This window comes from Segatella copri (genome assembly GCF_002224675.1).
Taxonomy (GTDB): Bacteria; Bacteroidota; Bacteroidia; order Bacteroidales; family Bacteroidaceae; genus Prevotella; species Prevotella copri_U.
On the sequence record NZ_NMPZ01000014.1, the window covers coordinates 67646 to 89599 of the forward strand.

Sequence of the window (21954 nt, forward strand, 5' to 3'; positions counted from 1 at the left end):
GTTAAATTTCACCGCAAAGATACACTTTTTTGTTAGAACAGCCAAATTTTTAACTAAAAAACTATCGGAAATATATTTTTTTATGTATCTTTGTAACCAAATACAACAAACAAAATTTTTATTCATTAATCTCTGAAACAAGCAATGAACCGATTATGTCAAGACATTACTATTGGCTTTGCTCATTCCTGTATGTACACTACTCACCATGCATCTACGCATACAAGGCTACAGACTCGGACAGGGTCTCCGTCCACAGCTCATCAACTTCGTACGCAGCGAGCGCATCCTTATAAAAGATGTAACGAGTATTTCTAAATAAGAAGTCCCCCTCACTGCTCAACACGAGCCGCAAGGGGGACTAACAGTTATGAGTAATCTAAATTCTAAGCTTACTTCTCTTCTGCAGCCTCAGCAGGCTTTCCAGCTGCTTTCTTGGCTGTAGTTCTCTTGGCTGGTGCCTTCTTGGCAGCAGTCTTCTTGGCAGCTGGCTTCTCAGGCTTCTCTGCACGAAGCTTTGCTACCTCCTTTTCAATCTTCTCTATCTTAGCCTGGAGACGGGTAATCTCCTTGTCCTTCATCTCAATTTCCTCATCCTGGTTGGTGATGGTGGTAAGAAGACCCTCCAACTGATCATTATCTACATCAGCAGGATAGAGATCGTTTACTCGGTTGATGAAGTCACCCAGAATGTTCATATAGTTGGTGAATGCATCGAATGGGCTGGCGTAAATACCTCTGTCAAGACCTACGTTGCTAGGCTTGGTGGTCATGAAGCGGAAGTTATTGCTTGCCTGGAGATAATCCCAGTCCAGATTGATACGTGGATCATTGGCGATACGTACACGGTCAGCTACGCTATAAAGCTTGTTGAAAGCCTCGCGCTGCATTGGGTTACCGAGCCAGGAACTTACGTCACGCTCCTCATCTACCCAACTCAATGTATCAGGTACATTAATCTCGCCTACAGACTTGATCTTCTTGCAAATCTCTGTAGGAGTAGAGAAAGTAATGCCACGCTGCTTAGCGCACTCTGGCAAAGCCTTCATAAACTCAAGGATGTTGCTTGACAATGGCTGAGCAATACCAAGAGCCGACAACTCCATGAAGATATTGATAACCTGCTCCTCCTCTGGGAATGAAGCAATGTCGTTCATATAGTTATCTGCGAAGAGTGGATAACCCTCCCAGTCGCTGTTGGCGAAGCGCAAAGAGATATCATCGCTCAGACGTACATCACGAAGCAAGAGCTTGAGCTTTGGATTCATTGCACAGTGATATACATAGTGTGGAGACTTCCAACCCAATACGTGCTTTGCACCTTCGGTAAGCATACCCACGAAGTCCATATCAGCTACAGTAGCACCAATCTCATCACTGTAGATGAGAGAAGAGTTACGGAGAACGGTAGGCTTCTTGCCAAAGTACTCTTCAATCTTTGTACACTGGCGCTTCACCTCTGACTTGAAGGTCTCCTCGTTGACGAGAGAAGAAAGACCATGAGAATAAGGCTCTGCGAGGAACTCTACGCAACCGGTCTGGTTCAATTCCTGCAACTTCTCCAAAACCTGAGGAGCGTGAAGCTCCAACTGCTCCATACCCACACCAGAGAGCGAGAAGGCAACCTTGAAATACTGACCGCTCTTCTCAATCATCTCCTGGATAGCATTGAGTGCAGGCATATAAGAGCGCTCTGCGATGTCGTTGATGCTACGCTCATTCTCATAATCATCATAGTAATAATGATCAGTACCGATGTCGAAGAAGCGGTAGCGTTTCAGATGGGTAATCTGATGTATCTCGAAATATAAACAAATTGTTTTCATACTTTGAACTTTAAATTTTGAACTTTGAACTTTATGATTAGCCCTTGTAACATTAAACATTTAACATTACTTCCATCCCAAAGTCTTGAGATAGAGATCTTTGATGCGGGCTCCCACTTTCTCCCAGGTAATCTGATCTACTTCCTTTCTGCCTTCCTCTGAGAGATAATCGAAGAGACTCTCGTTGTGGCAGATGCTGTAGATAGCATCGGCAAGGGCATGGATATCCCAGTAATCTACCTTGATACAGTTGGTGAGGATTTCACCGCAACCACTCTGCTTGGAGATGATAGTAGGTGTACCACACTGCATAGCCTCAAGAGGAGAGATACCGAATGGCTCACTCACGGATGGCATTACATATACATCACTATCCTTCAGGCACTCATATACCTGCTTTCCTCGCATGAAACCAGGGAAGTGGAAACGGTCGGCAATACCTCTTTCGGCTGCCAGATAAATCATCTGATCCATCATATCGCCCGAACCTGCCATGCAGAAACGCACGTTGCGGGTACGATGCAATACCATGTTGGCTGCCTCTACGAAATACTCAGGACCCTTCTGCATGGTGAGACGACCCAGGAAGGTTACCACCTTCTCCTTGCCCTTATGGTCTGGGCGTGGGATGTCCTGCCACTCCTGCTTCAGTGGATACACCGCATTGTGCATGGCAAAGCACTTGCGTGGATCCTGGTGATACTGGTTGATCACGGTCTGACGGGTCAACTCAGATACACACATGATGCAGTCGGCATTATCCATACCGTCCTTCTCGATAGCATATACGGTAGGGTTCACCTTACCACGGCTACGGTCGAAGTCGGTAGCATGTACATGGATGCACAATGGCTTGCCACTCACTCGCTTGGCATGGATACCAGCAGGGAATGTCAACCAGTCGTGGGCGTGGATAATATCAAATTCTTCGCTACGGGCTACAACGCCAGCGATGATGCTGTAGTTGTTGATCTCGTCGTGGAGATTAGATGGATAACCGCCGGCAAAATCCATACAGCCGAGGTCATTCACGTTCATATAGTTAAAGTCGGCATAGATGTGGTCACGGTAGCGGAAATAGTCATCAGGATTCATGATGTTGCCCACACGCTGCTGCACATAGTCATGATTGACGTCGCGCCAGGCGATAGGCACACTGTTCATAGCCACAAATTTACATGCACTGCGGTCCTCATCACCGAAAGGATGAGGCAGACACAATGTAATATCGACATCTCCCTGGGCATGCAAGCCCTGGGTGATACCAAAGTTGGCAGTAGCCAAGCCACCAAATACGTGAGGAGGATACTCCCATCCAAACATTAATACTTTCATATAGCGTCCTCCTTATATTAATATTGATACTTTTCTAGTAATTCGAGCGCACGGAGAATCTCTGCCACGTTCATGGCGAAAGATATGGCGCCTCGACCTGCAAATGGTGGGTTGCCATCGAAGAGCTCACTGATAGTGCCAAGGCAGTGATAAGACATTTCGTCGTCGTAACCTACCATCTGGCGCTCTACGAAACTCAAGCGGGTACGCTTGTAGAGTTTCAAGCTTGCCTCCATATAGAAACCACCCAGCCATGGCCATGCTGTTCCCTGATGATAAGCGTAGTCGCGCTGTGTCTGAGGACCTACATAGATAGGGTTGTAACCGCCACTCTTAGGTGAGAGTGAGCGCAATCCCTTAGGTGTAAGGAGTTCGCGGGTACAGATATCGAGTACCTTCTTCTTCTGGTCTTGTGACAATGGAGAATAATCGAATGCCACTGGGAAGATCATATTTGGTCGAACACTCCAATCCATCATATTGCCATCTACATAGTCGTAGAGATAGCCATATTCATTGAGGAATGTATCAACGAACGACTTCTTGGTAACCTCAGCCTGAGCCAGCAATTTCTGCTGTGCATCCTCTTCGCCAGCAGTTCTGGCCAAAGCTGCACAGAAGCACAAAGCGTTATACCACAGAGCATTGAACTCTACGATATATCCGGTACGAGGCACTACAGGGCGGCCATTAGCCGTAGAGTTCATCCAGGTCACAGCCTTGTCCTTACCATTGGTATAAAGCAAGCCGTTCTCCATCAACTCCAGGTTAGGGTGCTTGTTGTCTCTGATAAAATTGATGACATCCTTGATAAACTGGCCATACTTCTTGTAGCACTCCTCCTTAGAGGTCTCCTTGGCATACTGCTGAAGAGCCCAGATAGCCCATAGAGGAACGTCAGGCATCTCGATTTCAGTAATATGAGTGGTAAGAGGCTTACCCTCCATAAACTCATAGTATCCGCGCATAGCTGTCTGCATCACCAGCTCGAAGTAATCATTCTCCTCGATAGAGAGAGTAAGACCTGGGAGCGAAATGAATGTATCTCGGGCACGGCACTTGAACCATGGATAACCAGCCTGTATGTAGCGGTCGTCGTTCTTTTCACGGCGATGGAACTGATGTGCAGCATTCACGAGGCAATGGAAGAAATTATCGCGAGGTGCACGTTCATCCACCTCTTTATCAAAGAGTTTCTTCAAGCCGGAAGTCTTGATTTCAGATGTAGCTGCAGCAAAGACGATAGACTCGCCTTTCTTGATATCCATCTCGAAATATCCTGGCACATAGAGGTCTTCATTAGAAGCATAACCTCTCTCCTGCTCCTTAGGGTATTCCACACCACGATACCAATCTGGGCAGAATTTAAACTCGTTCTTCTTTGAGAACTGCATGTAGAGGTCTGGATAACCAGCATACATACATGTCTTAATTCCGTTGTCAACACCAGAGTAGTCACGAGATGCAGTCGCATTCTCATGGGTAAACTGACGCACGCTGCGGAACGCCAAGAAAGGACGGAAACGAAGTGTAGTGGCAGAATGACCGTCAACCAGCGTATAGCGGATCAGGATTCGATCTTCATAATGCTGGAAAACTACCTCTTTCTTGAGGATCACACCACCCACACGGTAAAGTGTAGTAGGCACCTTATCGCAATCAAACTCACGAATGTACTTGTGGCCCAACGGACTGAAGTTGTTGCCCTGGTACTTATGCAGACCAAGATTGAATTCAGCACCATGCTGAATCACCGTAACATCCAGAGAACTCAGGAGAACATGGTTGTCGTCGTCCAGTTCAGGAACCGGTACAACCAGAAGTCCGTGATACTTACGGATATTACAGTCCACTATCGTTGAGCACGAATATGCGCCCGAACGATTAGTCCTTAACAACTCTTTCGGCAATGACTCTTGTAAGTTGGTCATCAGGGCCTTTTCGAATTTTAGATAACTCATAGATCTATATTAAGGTTTTAATATTTGTTGACTATATTTATTGCATTCAAAGGTACGGCTTTTTTGCGGGAAGACAAAGGAAAAAGTGACACATTTTTAGAAAATCTTACTTTTGTATGTTTTAAAACATATTTTTAGCGTTTTTTATTGAGTTATATCAAAAAAAATGTGTAATTTTGCAGCCGATTTAACGAACTAGTGCATAAATAGAAGAACGATAATGGTTGAAAAGAAGAAAGATGCGAATAAAGCTAAGGTAGCTCGAGAGATTTCGAAAATATGGGGCGGACTCGAGAGCGACCAGATTGCAACATTGAAAGAACATGTTGAAATCACCAAATACAAGAAAGGAGAAATGATTTACCAGTGCGATGAAACTCCCACTGATGCAATGTGTCTTCTCACAGGCAAAGTGAAGATATTCAAGGATGGCATCAACGGAAAGAGCCAGATTATCCGCGTCATCAAACCGAACGAATTCTTCGGATTCCGTGCTTATTTCGCAAACGAAATCTACAAGACTGCAGCACAGGCTTTGGATACTTGCACCGTAGTTCATTTTCCACTACCCGTACTGATGAAGCTGCTGCAGAAAAGCTACAAGATCGGATACTACTTCATCAAGTACCTGAGCGTGGAAATTGGAAAATCAGACGACCGCACAGTCAACCTCACCCAAAAGCACATCCGTGCCCGCCTCGCCGAAGCACTCCTGTTTCTGCATGATTCATACGGACTGGCTAAAGACGGAGTCACACTGGACTGCAGCCTGAGTCGTGAAGACCTCGCTAACATTTCCAATATGACAACGAGCAACTGCATCCGCACGCTCTCGGCCTTTGTATCAGAAGGTCTGATAGAAACGAATGTCAGAAAGATCAAAATCCTCAATGAAGAGGAAATCAAGAAAATTGCAAAAGGATAAAAGCCGCAGCATAAACGCCAATGAGGGTGAGTTCTATTCGTAGAACTCACCCTCATTGGCGTTTTTATGCAGGAATCAGAAAGTTGATGACTTCCTGAATTACTGTTATTTTATAAGGACCCACTGGCGTATTCATCAACCTGCCATCGATACCTATCAAGGCATGAGAAGCCTCCTCTACCTCCACCTCGCGGGTACGGTAAGGATGCACACTCTTATGATTCAGGAACTTTCCCTTCACAAAAAGATAAATACCCTCGAAAAGCTGGGTCATCTGTGGATGATACACCACCGAGACATCCAGCAACCCATTATACGGCACGGCATTCGGCGTCTGACCATAACCAGCCGCATTGCCTACACACATCGTCATCACTCTGCGTCTGATGACATCAGAGTTGATCTTGATATGCATCTTGTAGTCGAGACGCTGGAAGATCATCAGAATAAACGAGAAGATGAACGACAGCGTTCTGGAACCGAAGACATGATGGGTCTGGCGACGCAGATTCATAATCGCAGCAATGAGTCCGATGTTCACACAGTTGAGGAAGTAGCGCAAGCACTTCTCCCCTTTCTTGTTGGTGTATCGGATACATCCCAGGTCTATCTTTCTCACCCTGCGTTTCTTAAGCCAGGCCACCGTCTGCTCTACGTTACTGTCATCGAATCCCCAGAAACGGGCGAAATCATTCATCAAGCCATTAGGAATCACTCCCAACGCCACTTCATTGCGCTCGGAAGCGTCCATCTGCATCAGGCAATTGACGGCATCATTGAGCGCAGAATCTCCGCCAACAATCACTATCGTCTTATAGCCATTGTTGACAAACATCTTCACCAGCCGCTCAACGCTCTTCTGGTTTTCGCTCTGCACGAAGTCGTAATCCACGCCCTGCTGCCTGAGCACCTTTTCTATCTTTTCCCAGCGCTTGGCACTGCGCCAACCGCCACGGGGACAATACAGGAGTCCCCACTTATTTTCATTCACTGCCATGATTCTTACTTAGAACTTTTAACTATCTCCAGCACCTGCTCCACTTTCTGTTCCATCGGCTGCAGGGCATCTATCCAATTGATGGTAAACCCTCTTCGCTCCATACCGCGGAACCAGGTCATCTGGCGCTTGGCAAACTGATGGATGGCTATCTCCAGACCTCTGAACATTTCATCATAGGTGGTTTTACCAATCACATATTCGGTGATAAACTTATATTCCAAACCATAATAGATGAGGTTTTCTGCTGGAATTCCCCTATCAAGCAAACCTTTGATTTCATCTACCATTCCTTCCTGGAGTCTCTGCTTCAGCCTTCGGGTAATCTTTTCTCTACGGGCATCACGATCGATACTGACACCTATAATAAGCGAATCTACCGCAGGCAATTCCCGTTCCGGCATAGGATGCTCCAGATTATAGGTTTCTATTTCGATAGCTCGGATAGCTCTCTGTGCTGTATCCACATCTGTGCGATTGTGCATATTGGAACCCGTTTTAGCCTTCAACTCTTTCAGCATCACCGTTAGCTCATCCAGGCTCTTATCAGCCAGCCGGTCTCTCAACTCCTGATTCTGTGGTACAGGCGAAAGATGATATCCCTTGAGCACAGACTCAATATACAGTCCTGTTCCGCCGCACAAGATAGGCAGCACGCCCCGTTTCCGGATATCGAGATAGGCATCATAGAAATCTTGCTGATATTCAAAGAGGTTATACTTGGTTCCCGGTTCGCAGATATCTATCAAATGGTAAGGTATCAACTTGCCGTCCACGGTATAATCTTCCAGGTCTTTTCCCGTACCGATGTCCATGCCACGATACACCTGGCGACTATCGGCGCTGATAATCTCAGCCCCCTGGGTAGTTCCACCCCACGACGCAGCATCCAAGCTGTTGATCTTGGAAGCAAGCGCTGCAGCAAGGCTCGTCTTTCCGCTCGCAGTAGGACCTAATATGGTAATCATCGTCTGTTTCATGCCGCAAAGATAAAGGAAATAATTGATAATACAAAATAAAACGAAAAGAAATTCTCACATCAAGACGATCTGAGCAATCATTTGTGAGTTTTTGAACAAAAAAGGAAGTATATAGACAGAAAAGAGAAGTACATAGACCGAAAAGAGAAGTATGTATATAGAAAAAGCCGCCCAGCATCAGAAATGCTGGGCGGCTATATTTCTTAATCGTTAAGAGGCAACGAATTAACCGTTGTGCTTCTTCATGATCTTGATCAACTCAACAACCTTGTGTGAGTAACCAATCTCGTTGTCATACCAAGAAACAACCTTAACGAAGTTGTCTGTCAAGTAAACACCTGCGTTAGCGTCGAAGATAGATGTCAAAGCGCAACCCAAGAAGTCAGAAGAAACAACAGCATCCTCTGTGTAACCGAGTACACCCTTCAACTCACCCTCAGAAGCAGCCTTCATTGCAGCGCAGATAGCCTCCTTAGAAGCAGCCTTCTTCAAGTTAACTGTCAAGTCAACAACAGATACGTCCAAAGTAGGAACACGCATAGAGATACCTGTCAACTTACCGTTCAACTCAGGGATAACCTTACCTACAGCCTTAGCAGCACCTGTAGAAGAAGGGATGATGTTGCCAGCAGCTGCACGGCCACCACGCCAGTCCTTCATAGATGGACCGTCAACAGTCTTCTGTGTAGCAGTTGTAGAGTGAACAGTTGTCATCAAACCTGTCTCGATACCGAAGTTATCGTTCAATACCTTAGCGATAGGAGCCAAGCAGTTTGTTGTACAAGAAGCGTTAGAAACGATCTTCTGACCGTTGTACTTGTCTGTGTTAACACCGCAAACGAACATATCAGCCTGGTTACCGTTAGCGTCAGCCTTAGAAGGAGCAGAAAGTACTACATACTTAGCACCAGCCTTCAAGTGCTTCTCAGCCTTGTCGTAAGCGAGGAAGAGACCTGTAGACTCAACTACGTACTCAGCACCAACCTCATCCCACTTCAAGTTCTCTGGGTCACGCTCAGCAGTAACACGGATGTGGTTACCGTTTACGATCAACTCGCTCTTCTCAACGTCAGCCTCGATAGTACCGTCGAAATGACCGTGCATTGTATCATACTTCAACATGTAAGCCATGTAATCAACTGGGCACAAATCATTGATAGCTACTACCTGTACTTCCTTTGCGTTCTCAGCCTCAACTGTAGAACGGAATACGAAACGACCGATACGGCCAAATCCGTTAATACCAATCTTAATCATTGTTCTAATATTTAAATTAAAAGTTTAAAAATTATATCTTTTAAGCTATCAAGCGAATCCGAAGGAGCTGATAACACCTTTTTTCATCCCTATCAAGCATTTTTTCTTCTTTTCGAGCGCAAAGTTACAAAAAATATTCTAACTTTGCACACGAATAGAGTATTAAATAAGTTAAAAAAAGGTGATAGAACTCGAATATTACCTATTTTTAGCACTTTAAGATGCCATACTGACAACTCCATATAGCAAAATGCAATTATTAAAAGGAAGTAGAATATGACACCAGAAGATAAAGTGAAAGTTGCGTCTGAAACTTACACCTTATTATATTAAGGGGAAAAAGCTTCATCGTACACTGAAAAGCAAAAAATGGATCATTTCAAGGAAAGTATTAATCATTATAAACATTAAAGACTATGGGTAAATTTTTGAATGAATTCAAGCAATTCGCCATGCGTGGAAATGTGCTCGACATGGCAGTCGGTGTAATCATCGGTGGTGCTTTCGGCAAGATTGTAAGTTCTGTAGTAGATGACATCATCATGCCTCCTATCGGATGGCTCATTGGTGGCGTCAACTTCTCCGACCTCAAAGTCACACTTCCATCAGTAGAGGTGATCGGTGGCGAGAAGCTTCAGGCTGCAACCATCAACTATGGCAATTTTCTCCAGACCACTCTCGACTTTCTCATCGTTGCCTTCTGTGTATTCCTGCTCATCAAGGTAGTGAACAAGGTTACCGCCAAAAAGGAGGAAGAGAAGCCTGCTGAAACTCCTAAGGCTCCAGAGCCTACCCAGGAAGAGAAGCTTCTGGCAGAGATTCGCGATTTACTGAAAGAGCAGAAGGGATAACCACTGTTTTTTTTCATGGCAGAATAAAAAAAGAAGACAGGAATGAGAGGATATGAATACCACTATCAAGGCTTGAGAAGTATTCCATCCCAACCATTCCTGCCCCTCCTTAAAGAAAAATATATTTTCCCTTAAGGGTTTTTATTTTTTCCTTAAGGGAAAATATATTTTTCTTTAAGGGGGGAAAATACTATATATAAAAAGGTATAAAAGAAAAAGAGCCACAATAACTCCCCTACTTTTGAAAAAAACACACATTTTTTCACGTTTATTAGAAAATACTTTCATTTTTCCTTGCTGATTACATATTTTTTTTGTAGCTTTGCCCCCGAAATAAGATCTAAGTAGATACACTAAATCTTAATTAAACATCAACTCTTAACATAAACAATATGAGTAAGAACATGAAACCTAAAGACCAAATGAAGACAGCGTTGCTGATTTGTGCGCTGACTTCCATGTCTCCTGCGTTTGCAAATGGTACTATGGTAAAAGCTGACAACTTGAACCGCCCTACCACCAGCATCCAACAGCAGAAGAAAGTAGCAACAGGACGTGTTGTCGACAATCAAGGCGAACCTCTTATCGGTGTTACCGTGATGGAAGTTGGCACGTCCAATGGAACAGTAACCGACCTAGACGGAAATTTCTCCCTCAGTCTGAAAAATCCTAATGGCAAGATTACAATTTCCTACATCGGCTTCAATCCACAGACTCTTACAGCTGCAAGCAACATGCAGATTACCATGAAGTCTGAAGACAAGGAGCTCAATGAAGTTGTAGTTGTAGGTTACGGTACACAGAAGAAGGTGAACCTCACCGGTTCTGTATCATCAGTAGATAGCAAAGCTTTGGAAAGCCGTCCTATCCAGAACGTACAGAGTGGACTCCAGGGTATGATGCCTGGTGTTACCATCAGCGGTACCAATGGTGCTCCGGGTATGGACTCAGGTAGCATCAACGTTCGTGGTGTGGGAACCCTCAACTCTTCTTCTCCTTATATTTTGATTGATGGCGTAGAGTCAGGTACCATGAGTAGCCTCGACCCTAACGATATCGAGAGCATCTCTGTATTGAAGGATGCTGCTTCTGCTGCCATCTATGGTTCCAAGGCTGCCAACGGCGTTATCCTTATCACTACCAAGCGTGGTAAGAGCGGCAAACCTCAAGTTTCTTATAATGGTTATGTGAGTATGCAGAATCCAACCAGTTTGGTTGACCGTCTGGATTCATACGAGTATGCCCATATGCTGAATGATGCGCTCGAAAGCGAGGGCAAGGCAAAGAAATTCACCTCTGAAGAGGAAATCAATGCACTCCCTAATACCGATTGGTACGACCTGGCTTACAAAACAGGTTCATTGCAGCACCACAACGTAAGCGTAAACGGTGGAACAGAGAGCGTAAACTATCTGGCATCTGTAGGTTATCTGAAGCAGTCGGGTATCTTGCCTCATGCTGGTCGTGAACAGATAAACGGCCGTACAAACCTGGAGATGAAGATTAACAGCCGCCTTACAGCTCGCTTGAACCTCGCTTATATCAAGAACGATTATACTGACCCATCTTCAGCATACGCAGGTGGCAGTTCTGACCAGATTATCCGTCAGCTCAACTTGATTTCACCATGGATTACCGCTCGTTATGACGACGGCACATGGGGAACTATCTCTGATGGTAGCCCTATTGCATGGCTCGACAACGATTTGAAGGTATATCGCCGCAACACCAACTTCACAGGTCTCTTTGGAGTTGATTACAAGATCATCAATGGCTTGACTGCTAAGTTGAGTGCATCTTATGTAAACGACAACCAGAACTACGACTACTTCCAGAAGTTCTTCGTTTACAATGCGAACAAGAAGACCGATCCAAATTTCCACGATGAACGAGTATATAAGTGGGAACGTAAAACCTTCGAGGCATTGCTGAACTACAACAAGACCTTCGGACAGCATACCGTTGGTGCTTTGGCAGGATGGCATGCAGAGGCTTACGACTATAAGTATTGGTACACTTACCGCAAGAACTTCCCTAACAATAATGTGACCGATATCAATGCGGGTGATGTATCTACCCAGCAGGCACAGGGAAATACCCGTGAGTTGAATATGCTTTCATGGTTTGGTCGTGTTAACTACGACTTTGCAGGCCGTTACCTCTTCGAGGCTAACCTCCGTGCTGATGCATCCAGCCGTTTCGCAGATGGTCATCGTTGGGGTTACTTCCCATCATTCTCTGCAGGATGGCGTGTAAGCGAGGAAGCTTTCATGGAGGGTACCAAGTCTTGGCTCTCTAACTTCAAGATTCGCGGATCTTGGGGTCAGTTGGGTAACCAGGAGGCTTTGAGCGACTACTATCCAGCTATCAATACATACAGTATCAACGCCAAGTATGCATTCGACGGCAAGGTAACATCTGGATACTACCAGAGTTCATACAAGATCAACACCATCACTTGGGAAAAGGCGACCACATGGGGCGTAGGTGTTGACCTGGGATTCCTCGACAACAAGATTACTGCATCTGTTGATTACTATAACCGTCTTACAGATGGTATCTTGATCTCTGTAGATGCTCCTTACGAGTTCGCTTTGGGTAGCTATCTTGACAATGTGGGTCAGATGCGCAACCAGGGTGTCGAGATGAGCCTCAACTACAACGATAAGTTTGGTGAGGTGACTGTAGGTGCAGGCTTGAATGTTGCATACAACAAGAACAAGATTGAGAGCATGCCTGGTAAGGGATACGTAGGTACTGGATATAACCAGCGCAACGCTATGGGTCAGGAGTTCAACAGCTACTATGTATATAAGGCTGACGGATTCTTCCAGACAGATCAGGAAGCACAGGAGTATATGGACAAATACTGGCCAGCAGATGGTTCAAAGGGCGGTTGTCCATTCAGCGGTGGCAAGTTCAAGGCTGGTGACTTGAAGTATGCCGATATCAATGGTGACGGCAAGATTGATGCCGAGAACGACCGCTTCTATGCAGGCAGTTCTGTTCCTCGCTGGACCTTCGGTTTGAATCTGAACGCAGCTTGGAAGGGCTTCGACCTCTCCTTGTTCTTCAACGGACAGTTTAAGGCTTATCGCTACTTCGATGCATACGAGGTAGAGGGTGCTTTTGTGGGCGACAGCTCTCACCCAGCAACCATCTGGAGAGACTCTTGGACCTACAACAAGTCAAATCCTAAGATGCCACGATTGTTTACTGACACAAACTCTCCTAGCTCTTCACGTAATGTTGTTTCTACATTCTGGCTCAAGAATGTATCTTACTGCCGTTTGAAGAACTTGCAGTTGGGTTATACACTTCCTAAGTCGGCACTCGAATTCCTTCATGTCAACAAGGTACGTGTTTACTACTCTTGCGAGAATCTGTTCACAATCGACAATCTCGACATCAACGTGGATCCAGAGGCAACCAGTCAGCGACTCAGCTCTTATCCATTGCTCCGCACTCACTCATTCGGTTTGAGCGTAACATTCTAATAACTTAAAAAGGATATTATCATGAGAAATCTTAAGAAATATATATTCATCGGCATGACCGCCCTCTTGGCAACCTCATGCTCCGATTTCCTCGATACAGCCCCAAAGGATGCTCTTTCACCTGTCAGCACCTGGCAGACTCAGGAAGACGCAGACAAGTTCCTCGTTGGCTGTTACAACAACTGGCAAGACCAGTACAACTCCGGTTGGGGTTGGGACGGTTTCCTCCTGTATTGGGATGGTACAAGTGACTTCGGTTACGACCAGTTCCCTTGGGAGGGTTATACAGCCATCGGTAATGGTACCTTGACCGCATCCAGCGGTAGAGACTGGTACGACTTCTCACGCATCCGCCGTGTCAACGAATTGCTGGCTAATGTGGATAAGTGTAACATGCCAGAAGCTGCCAAGAAGGATATCAAGGCTCAGGCTCGCTGGATCCGCGCTTACCGCTACTTCCTGATGAACTGGAACTATGGTGGTGTGCCTCTCATCGAAAGCTATGCTACTGCAGAGGAAGCGATGGTACCTCGTAATACCGAGCAGGAGGTGAAGGAGTATATCGAGAAAGAACTCGACGAGTTGGTAAACGATATCAATGTAACTCCTGCAGCCCGTGGTCGCATCGCCAAGGGTGCAGCTTTGGCTCTCCGTATGCGAGAGGCTCTCTATTATGGAGACTATGCTACTGCTAAGGATCGTGCAGAGAAGATCATTGCATTGAATCAGTATGAGTTGGATCCAGACTATGCTAACCTGTTCAATGTAGCAGGTCAGGATTCCAAGGAAATCATCCTTGCTGTACAGGCTGTAGAAAACGACTACTATAACGATGTGATTGGCCGTATGTACAACAATGCTGATGGCGGTTGGTCTTCTATCGTTCCTAGCTACGGCTTGATCGACACCTATGAAATGGCAAACGGCTTGACCAAGGACGAACCGGGTTCTGGCTATGATCCTACCCATCCATTCAACAACCGTGACCCACGTATGGCAATGACTGTCATCTATCCAGGTTGTGACTACATCAATGGCAATGGTAAGGAAGCTATCTTCAATACACTCGACAAGACGATTGATGGAGCTGCCAATGCCAACTATTATCTCGCTGCCAACAACAGTTCAAAGACTGGTTTGACATGGGGTAAGTACTTGGCACCTATGAACCAATATCCTGACATCTGGAACACCACCTGTCAGCCTATCGTCTTCCGCTATGCAGAAGTATTGCTTACTTACTGTGAGGCTGAGAATGAATTGAACGGTCCTTCTGCTCAAGTTTATACCTACCTGAATATGGTTCGTAACCGTGTAGGTATGCCTAATGTGGATGAAGCTAAGTACAATACCAAGGAGAAGCTTCGCGAGTTGATTCGTCGTGAGCGTGGTGTTGAGTTCGCAGGTGAGGGTATCCGCCGTGCAGATATCCTGCGCTGGAAGGATGCCAGCGGAAAGATGTTGGCAGAGACCTTGCTGAACTGCACATTGGAGCGCCAGGTAGGTACTGTAAGCATGGATAAGTCTGTGGCTCCTGGTATGCGTGCTACTATCAATGTAAATGCTACTGCAGCTGACAAGAAGATTGAGGATCGTGTATTCAAGACCACCAACCGTTATCTCCCTATCCCACAGGGTGCACGTGATGCTAACTTGCAGTTGAAGCAGAACGACGGTTATTAAAAACAAAAAGTACTGAGTACATCACTCCAAGAAGTACTCAGTACTCATCAATAAAAAAAGACCACCATCTGAGTTGAATATCCAACTCAAATGGTGGTCTTTTTTATATTATTATTCCCACTCGATTGTCGAAGGTGGTTTTGAAGAGATATCATAGCAAACGCGGTTAACGCCCTTTACCTTGTTGATGATCTCGTTACTTACCTTAGCCATGAAATCGTATGGAAGATGAGCCCAGTCGGCAGTCATCGCATCAGTACTTGTTACGGCACGCAATGCAACAGGATGCTCGTATGTACGCTCATCACCCATTACACCTACTGAACGGACGGTAGAGAGCAATACGGTACCAGCCTGCCAGATCTGATCGTAGAGAGATACCTCAATCTCACCATTCTGCATGTCAGCAGGAACACCGGCAGCCAGGACGCGGCGAGCTTCCTCACCACTCAACTTCACCTTGTACTCACGCAAGCCACGGATATAGATATCATCTGCATCCTGGAGAATACGTACCTTCTCTGGGGTGATATCACCCAAGATACGAACAGCCAAACCAGGACCAGGGAATGGATGGCGGGTAATCAGGTGCTCAGGCATACCCATAGAGCGACCTACTCGACGAACCTCGTCCTTGAACAACCACTTCAAAGGCTCGCACAACTGAAGGTTCATCTCCTTAGGAAGACCACCTACATTGTGATGGCTCTTGATTACCTTACCAGTAATGTTCAAACTCTCGATACGGTCTGGATAGATAGTACCCTGAGCCAACCACTTGGCACCAGTCTGCTTCTTAGCCTCAGCATTGAAAACCTCTACGAAATCACGGCCGATAATCTTACGCTTCTCCTCTGGATCTGTAACACCAGCCAAGTCTGCAAAGAATTTCTCTGATGCATCAACACCGATAACATTCAGACCCAAGCACTTGTAATCCTCCATAACATCACGGAACTCATTCTTTCTGAGCATACCGTGATCTACGAAGATACAGGTGAGGTTCTTGCCGATAGCCTTGTTCAAGAGAACAGCAGCTACACTGGAATCAACACCACCAGAAAGACCGAGGATAACCTTGTCGTCACCCAACTGTGCCTTCAACTCTGCTACCGTAGTCTCAACGAAAGAGTCAGCACTCCAGTCCTGCTTGCTACCGCAGATATCTACCACGAAGTTCTTGAGGAGCTGTGTACCCTGCAAAGAGTGGAACACCTCTGGGTGGAACTGTACAGCCCAAACAGGCTGCTTGGTAGAAGCATAAGCAGCATACTTCACATTGGCAGTAGAAGCGATGCACTTATAGTCCTCAGGAATCGCAGTGATGGTATCACCATGACTCATCCAAACCTGAGAGTTCTCGATGAATCCCTTGAACAAAGGATTCTCCTTGTCGAACTGCTCCAAGTTAGCACGACCATACTCACGGCTGTCTGCAGCTTCCACCTTACCACCCTGGGCGTAAGAGAGGAACTGAGCACCGTAGCAGATGCCAAGCACAGGAATGCGGCCAATAAACTGGCTCAGATCTACCTTGAAAGCTTCCGGATCATGAACGGAATAAGGGCTACCGCTCAAGATGACACCAATCACAGATGGATCATCCTTTGGAAACTTGTTGTAAGGCATAATCTCGCAGAAGGTATCAAGCTCACGAACACGACGGCCAATCAGCTGTGTGGTCTGTGAACCGAAATCCAAAATAATAATCTTCTGTTGCATATTGTCTAATTTATAATTTATAATTTACAATTCATAATTCTTTCAGGAATGCTTCCGCTTCTTTCAGCGTCTCCTGCTTTCCCACATCCATCAGCTTGAGGTCATTCTTCACGTATCCCTCAATACGAACCTTGTCGCAATGCTTCAGATAGAAGTCCATGATGGGGAACTTATCCGGTTCATTCTCCATCAGCGGGAAAAGCGATGGGGCAACCATGTGAATACCCGAGAAAGCATACATCTTATAATCTTCTGGATTGAGATCAGGATAAGGACTCTTCACCTCGCCTGTCTCTATATTCGTCCAGCCAACCAATCGCATGGTATCATCGAAGAGGAGATAACGCTTGGTCTTGCGTTCGCTCACCAGAAGGCGGGCAGCCAAGGGAGCCTTCTCCTTCACGGAATCCAAAGAATCATCTACAAGTTCCTTCGACTCCATCTGATAGAATTTCTTCAGATCCACATTGCTCAGGATGTCCACATTATGAATCAGGATAGGCTCAGTCTGATCGAAGAATGGCCATGCCTTCTTGATACCCCCACCCGTTTCGAGGAGCTTTTCGCTCTCATCGCTAATACGGATGTCCATACCGAAATTCTTATTATCACGAAGATAATCGATGATTTGATAGGAGAAATGATGCACGTTCACCACAATACGAGTGAAACCGGCATCCTTCAACTGAAAGATGACACGTTTGAGCAAAGGTTCTCCTCCGACACTTACCAATGCCTTCGGAATGCGATCAGTAAGTGGCTTCAGGCGAGTGCCCAAACCTGCTGCGAATATCATTGCTTGCATCATTGCTAAATAGCTATATATTAATGTGCGTGCAAATTTACTAACTTTTTGCGAGATAGCCAAATTTGCACGCTAAATATTATTGTTTTGCAGGCAAAACCTGCTCAATATGCTGTTCTCTATGACATATTTGCACTTCTACGCCAAACTTCTCGTGGATATGTTCGGCAAGATGCTGGGCTGAATACACACTGCGATGCTGACCGCCCGTACAACCGAAACAGAACATCAGGGAAGTGAAACCACGCTGGATATAGCGATTCACGTGATGGTCTGCCAACTTATAGACACTCTCCAGGAACGTCAGAATCTCACCATCATCCTCCAGGAATCGGATCACTGGCTCATCCAATCCCGTAAGTTTCTTGTAAGGTTCATATCTACCTGGGTTGTGAGTACTTCTGCAGTCGAAAACATAACCGCCGCCATTTCCAGACGGATCTTCAGGGATTCCCTTCTTAAAGGAGAAGCTGAATACCCGCACTACCAACGGTCCCTTGCCATCATACTTGGAATAAGTGGCAGGTCCATCCTGCGGATGCGCACTGTAGATATTGTTATCTGTAATCTTATAACCATCAGCACGGGTTATAGCCGCACTCTCGATGCGCTTAAACTGCGGCAACTCCGTAAGTCGGCGCAGCATATCCATCATATAAGGATATGGGAAAACCTTCTCGCCCATCTTCAGCAGATCACGCAGATTCTGGATAGCAGGCGGAATACTCTCGATGAAGTGCTTCTTGCGCTCGAAATAGCCACGGAATCCATAGGCACCCAACACCTGCAAGGTACGGAAGAGCACAAAGAGACTCAGGCGATGCACGAAATGACGCACAGATGGTACCTCGGTATAGTTTTTCAGCGACTGATAGTACTCCCATACCAACTCGCGGCGGAGCTTGAAGGAATACTTGGCTGAAGCCTGCCAAAGGAAGGAAGCCAGATCATAATAGAAAGGTCCCTTTCTGCCACCTTGGAAATCAATAAAGTACGGATTGCCATTTTCGTCTAACATTATGTTGCGAGCCTGGAAATCACGATAGAGGAAACAATCCATCTTTTCTGACGTCAAATCCTTCGCAAAAAGACGGAAGTTGGCTTCCAACTTCAATTCATGGAAATCCAAATCTGTCGGTTTCAGGAAACAATACTTGAAATAGTTGAGATCGAAGAGCACACTGTCCACATCAAACTCCGGCTGAGGATAGCAGTTGGACCAATCCAGCCCACGTGCACCACGCAACTGGATGTTAGGCAACTCACGGATTGTCTTCTTCAGGAGTTCCTTCTCCTTCTGATTGTATCTACCGCCAGCCTCTCTTCCGCCCTTGATGGCATCGAAGAGCGAAGTTCCGCCCAGATCAGTCTGGATATAGCAGAGTTCATCATCACTCACAGCCAGAATCTTAGGCACCGGCAACTGACGGAGATTGAAATGATTAGCCAGATACACGAAGGCGTGATCCTCATCACGGCTCGTACCGATAACACCTATCACCGTATCCCCATCCTGCTTGATGATACGGAAATATTGGCGGTTACTTCCCTGCCCTGCCAGCTTGATGACATCAGCAGGCTCTTCGCCAGCCCATTGCTTGTAGAGATTAATTAGCTTTTCCATCATCATTCAATTTTCTGCGTTTTCTGTCATCATCTATCTTCTGTGCGAAGTTATCACCGATGAAGAGAAGCAATAAGATACCTAGCGTAGTGAGGAAAGAATTCGTAGTAGTCATTCCTAACTCCGCCTTTGTTATATAAATCAGTCCTCCGATAACGACCAGGAAGACCAATGCCTTTTTCCAATCAATATTATGCATGATACTCAAAAAAACTATTTGTTCTGCAAAGATACAACATTTTTCTGAGCTAGCCATAAGATTAAGCATATTTTTGAGATGAGCACAAAAAAAATCGGATGTCTCACGACAACCGATTTTCAAAAACAAACTACTTAAAAACTAATCTACTAAAACAAATCAAAAAAATATCTTCATCGACCTCACGGTCGGTATTACCTTTTCTTTTCGCTTGCAAAGTTACAAAAAAAGCGTATTAGCACCAAACAATTTTGCGATTTTTTGCATATCAATTGCTAAAAAAACAAAAAAATAGGGATAATTCACTGAGAATCACCCCTATTTGTTATATTTAGGTTGCAAAAACGCACTCTATTACATCATACCGCCCATGCCTGGAGCTGCAGCAGGTGCAGCTGGAGCTGGCTCTGGTTTATCAACCAATACGCACTCTGTTGTCAAGAACAGACCAGCGATAGAAGCTGCGTTCTCCAAAGCAACACGCTCAACCTTAGCAGGATCTACGATACCAGCCTGACGCATATCCTCGTAAACATCCTTGCGGGCATTGTAACCGAAGTCACCCTCGCCCTCGCGAACCTTGTTGACGACTACAGAACCCTCGCCACCAGCATTGGCTACAATCTGACGGAGAGGCTCCTCGATAGCACGCTCTACGATGCGGATACCAGTAGTCTCATCAGCGTTGTCACCCTTCATATCCTTCAAAGCCTCGAGGGCACGGATATAAGTAGTACCACCACCAGCAACGATACCTTCCTCGATAGCTGCACGGGTAGCACAGAGAGCATCGTCAACACGATCCTTCTTCTCCTTCATCTCTACCTCAGAGTTAGCACCTACGTAGAGAACAGCAACACCACCAGCGAGCTTAGCCAAACGCTCCTGAAGCTTCTCCTTATCGTAAGAAGACTTGGTGTTCTCAATCTCGTTCTTGATCTGAGCTACACGATCCTGGATATTAGCCTTCTCGCCATGACCATTTACGATAGTTGTATTATCCTTGGTAACAGTAACCTTGTCAGCAGAACCCAGCATTTCCAATGTTGCCTGCTCCAACTTCAAGCCCTTCTCCTCAGAAATGACAACACTGCCAGTCAAGACAGCGATATCCTCCAACATAGCCTTGCGACGGTCGCCGAAACCTGGAGCCTTTACTGCACAGATCTTCAAACCGCCACGCAAACGGTTAACAACCAATGTTGTCAAAGCCTCAGAATCAACATCCTCAGCGATTACCAACAAAGGACGACCGCTCTCTGCAGCTGGCTGGAGAATTGGCAAGAACTCCTTCAGGTTAGAAATCTTCTTATCGTAAAGAAGGATGTATGGATTATCCATTACACATTCCATCTTGTCTGCGTCAGTCATGAAGTAACCGCTCAAGTAACCACGGTCGAACTGCATACCCTCAACAACACCAATATTGGTATCACGGCTCTTGCTCTCCTCGATAGTGATGACACCATCCTTAGAAACCTTGCGCATAGCGTCAGCCAAGAGCTTACCAATCTCTGCATCGTTGTTGGCAGAAACAGTAGCCACCTGCTCAATCTTGTCATAGTTGTCATCTACCTGCTCAGCATGATCCTTGATGAAGGCAACGACAGCAGCAACAGCCTTGTCGATACCACGCTTCAAATCCATTGGGTTAGCACCTGCAGTTACGTTCTTCAAGCCCTCAGTTACGATAGCCTGAGTCAGGATAGTAGCTGTTGTAGTACCGTCACCGGCATCATCACCAGTCTTGCTGGCAACGCTCTTTACGAGCTGTGCACCGGTATTTTCAAACTTGTTCTCCAACTCCACTTCCTTAGCTACGGTAACACCATCCTTAGTAATCTGAGGAGCACCAAACTTCTTTTCGATTACCACGTTGCGTCCCTTAGGACCGAGAGTTACCTTTACTGCATTTGCCAACTGATCAACACCTTTCTTCAAGAGGTCGCGGGCATCCATATTATATTTAATATCCTTAGCCATTTCCTTATTCTTAATTAAAATGTTAATTATCAATTACTCTTCTACCACAGCGAGAACGTCGCTCTGGCGCATCATCATATACTTAGCACCATCAAACTCAAGTTCAGTACCAGCATACTTTCCATAGAGAACAGTATCGCCCTCCTTGAGAATCATCTCTTCATCCTTGGTACCCTTACCTGTAGCAACGACCTTACCACGCTGTGGTTTTTCCTTTGCTGTATCAGGGATAATGATTCCACCTACTTTTTCTTCAGCTGGTGCAGGAAGTACCAGCACTCTATCTGCTAATGGTTTAATATTCATGAT

At 45.7% G+C, this 21954-nt stretch carries 16 protein-coding genes; 4 read left to right on the forward strand and 12 right to left on the reverse strand.

What is annotated here, in order from left to right:
- Window positions 1-392: 392 nt before the first annotated feature.
- The 3 genes from CFT61_RS09775 to CFT61_RS09785 all read right to left on the reverse strand — a co-directional run bounded on the left by CFT61_RS09775 (window position 393) and on the right by CFT61_RS09785 (window position 5122).
- Window positions 393-1826, reverse strand: coding sequence for a glycoside hydrolase family 57 protein (locus CFT61_RS09775; protein ID WP_089544253.1), 1434 nt, complete (start codon window positions 1824-1826; stop codon window positions 393-395).
- Between the two features lie 66 nt (window positions 1827-1892).
- A complete protein-coding gene (locus CFT61_RS09780) occupies window positions 1893-3161 on the reverse strand; it encodes a glycosyltransferase family 4 protein (RefSeq protein WP_089544254.1) in 1269 nt (422 codons plus the stop codon).
- 17 nt (window positions 3162-3178) lie between these two features.
- On the reverse strand, window positions 3179-5122 hold the full coding sequence (locus CFT61_RS09785) for a glycogen debranching enzyme N-terminal domain-containing protein (protein ID WP_089544255.1): 1944 nt from the start codon (window positions 5120-5122) through the stop codon (window positions 3179-3181).
- Window positions 5123-5342: 220 nt separating this feature from the next.
- On the opposite strand from CFT61_RS09785, the gene CFT61_RS09790 reads away from it, so the two are divergent.
- Entirely contained in the window at window positions 5343-6047 is a 705-nt protein-coding gene (locus CFT61_RS09790; protein ID WP_089544256.1) for a Crp/Fnr family transcriptional regulator, read from the forward strand.
- A 64-nt stretch (window positions 6048-6111) separates the two neighbouring features.
- On the opposite strand, the gene CFT61_RS09795 is transcribed toward CFT61_RS09790, so the two are convergent.
- The 3 genes from CFT61_RS09795 to gap form a co-directional block, all read right to left on the reverse strand.
- Window positions 6112-7044 carry a diacylglycerol/lipid kinase family protein gene (locus tag CFT61_RS09795; protein WP_089544257.1) on the reverse strand — a complete coding sequence of 311 codons (933 nt, stop codon included), beginning with the start codon at window positions 7042-7044 and terminating at the stop codon, window positions 6112-6114.
- 5 nt (window positions 7045-7049) lie between these two features.
- Entirely contained in the window at window positions 7050-8024 is a 975-nt protein-coding gene (gene miaA, locus CFT61_RS09800) for a tRNA (adenosine(37)-N6)-dimethylallyltransferase MiaA (RefSeq protein WP_089544258.1), read from the reverse strand.
- Window positions 8025-8249: 225 nt separating this feature from the next.
- Window positions 8250-9281, reverse strand: a complete 1032-nt coding sequence (gap, locus tag CFT61_RS09805; RefSeq protein WP_006846296.1) for a type I glyceraldehyde-3-phosphate dehydrogenase — start codon at window positions 9279-9281, stop codon at window positions 8250-8252.
- 416 nt (window positions 9282-9697) lie between these two features.
- On the opposite strand from gap, the gene mscL reads away from it, so the two are divergent.
- From mscL to CFT61_RS09820, 3 genes are all read left to right on the forward strand, one after another.
- Window positions 9698-10132, forward strand: a complete 435-nt coding sequence (gene mscL, locus CFT61_RS09810; RefSeq protein WP_089544259.1) for a large-conductance mechanosensitive channel protein MscL — start codon at window positions 9698-9700, stop codon at window positions 10130-10132.
- A 392-nt stretch (window positions 10133-10524) separates the two neighbouring features.
- Entirely contained in the window at window positions 10525-13629 is a 3105-nt protein-coding gene (locus CFT61_RS09815) for a SusC/RagA family TonB-linked outer membrane protein (RefSeq protein ID WP_254918928.1), read from the forward strand.
- 21 nt (window positions 13630-13650) lie between these two features.
- Window positions 13651-15312 carry a RagB/SusD family nutrient uptake outer membrane protein gene (locus CFT61_RS09820; protein ID WP_089544260.1) on the forward strand — a complete coding sequence of 554 codons (1662 nt, stop codon included), beginning with the start codon at window positions 13651-13653 and terminating at the stop codon, window positions 15310-15312.
- Window positions 15313-15423: 111 nt separating this feature from the next.
- On the opposite strand, the gene guaA is transcribed toward CFT61_RS09820, so the two are convergent.
- From guaA to CFT61_RS09850, 6 genes are all read right to left on the reverse strand, one after another.
- Complete coding sequence (gene guaA / locus CFT61_RS09825) at window positions 15424-17034, reverse strand: glutamine-hydrolyzing GMP synthase (RefSeq protein ID WP_089544261.1); 1611 nt, start codon at window positions 17032-17034, stop codon at window positions 15424-15426.
- Between the two features lie 31 nt (window positions 17035-17065).
- On the reverse strand, window positions 17066-17842 hold the full coding sequence (locus CFT61_RS09830; protein ID WP_089544262.1) for a nucleotidyltransferase family protein: 777 nt from the start codon (window positions 17840-17842) through the stop codon (window positions 17066-17068).
- A gap of 76 nt (window positions 17843-17918) precedes the next feature.
- Complete coding sequence (locus CFT61_RS09835; protein WP_089544276.1) at window positions 17919-19463, reverse strand: RapZ C-terminal domain-containing protein; 1545 nt, start codon at window positions 19461-19463, stop codon at window positions 17919-17921.
- Window positions 19447-19662 (reverse strand): transporter, encoded by a 216-nt coding sequence (locus CFT61_RS09840; protein ID WP_089544277.1) that lies wholly within the window; start codon window positions 19660-19662, stop codon window positions 19447-19449. The genes CFT61_RS09835 and CFT61_RS09840 overlap by 17 nt, the downstream gene beginning before the upstream one ends.
- Window positions 19663-20016: 354 nt before the next feature.
- Window positions 20017-21645, reverse strand: coding sequence for a chaperonin GroEL (groL, locus tag CFT61_RS09845; protein ID WP_089544263.1), 1629 nt, complete (start codon window positions 21643-21645; stop codon window positions 20017-20019).
- A gap of 33 nt (window positions 21646-21678) precedes the next feature.
- Window positions 21679-21951, reverse strand: a complete 273-nt coding sequence (locus tag CFT61_RS09850) for a co-chaperone GroES (protein ID WP_089544264.1) — start codon at window positions 21949-21951, stop codon at window positions 21679-21681.
- Window positions 21952-21954 lie beyond the last annotated feature (3 nt).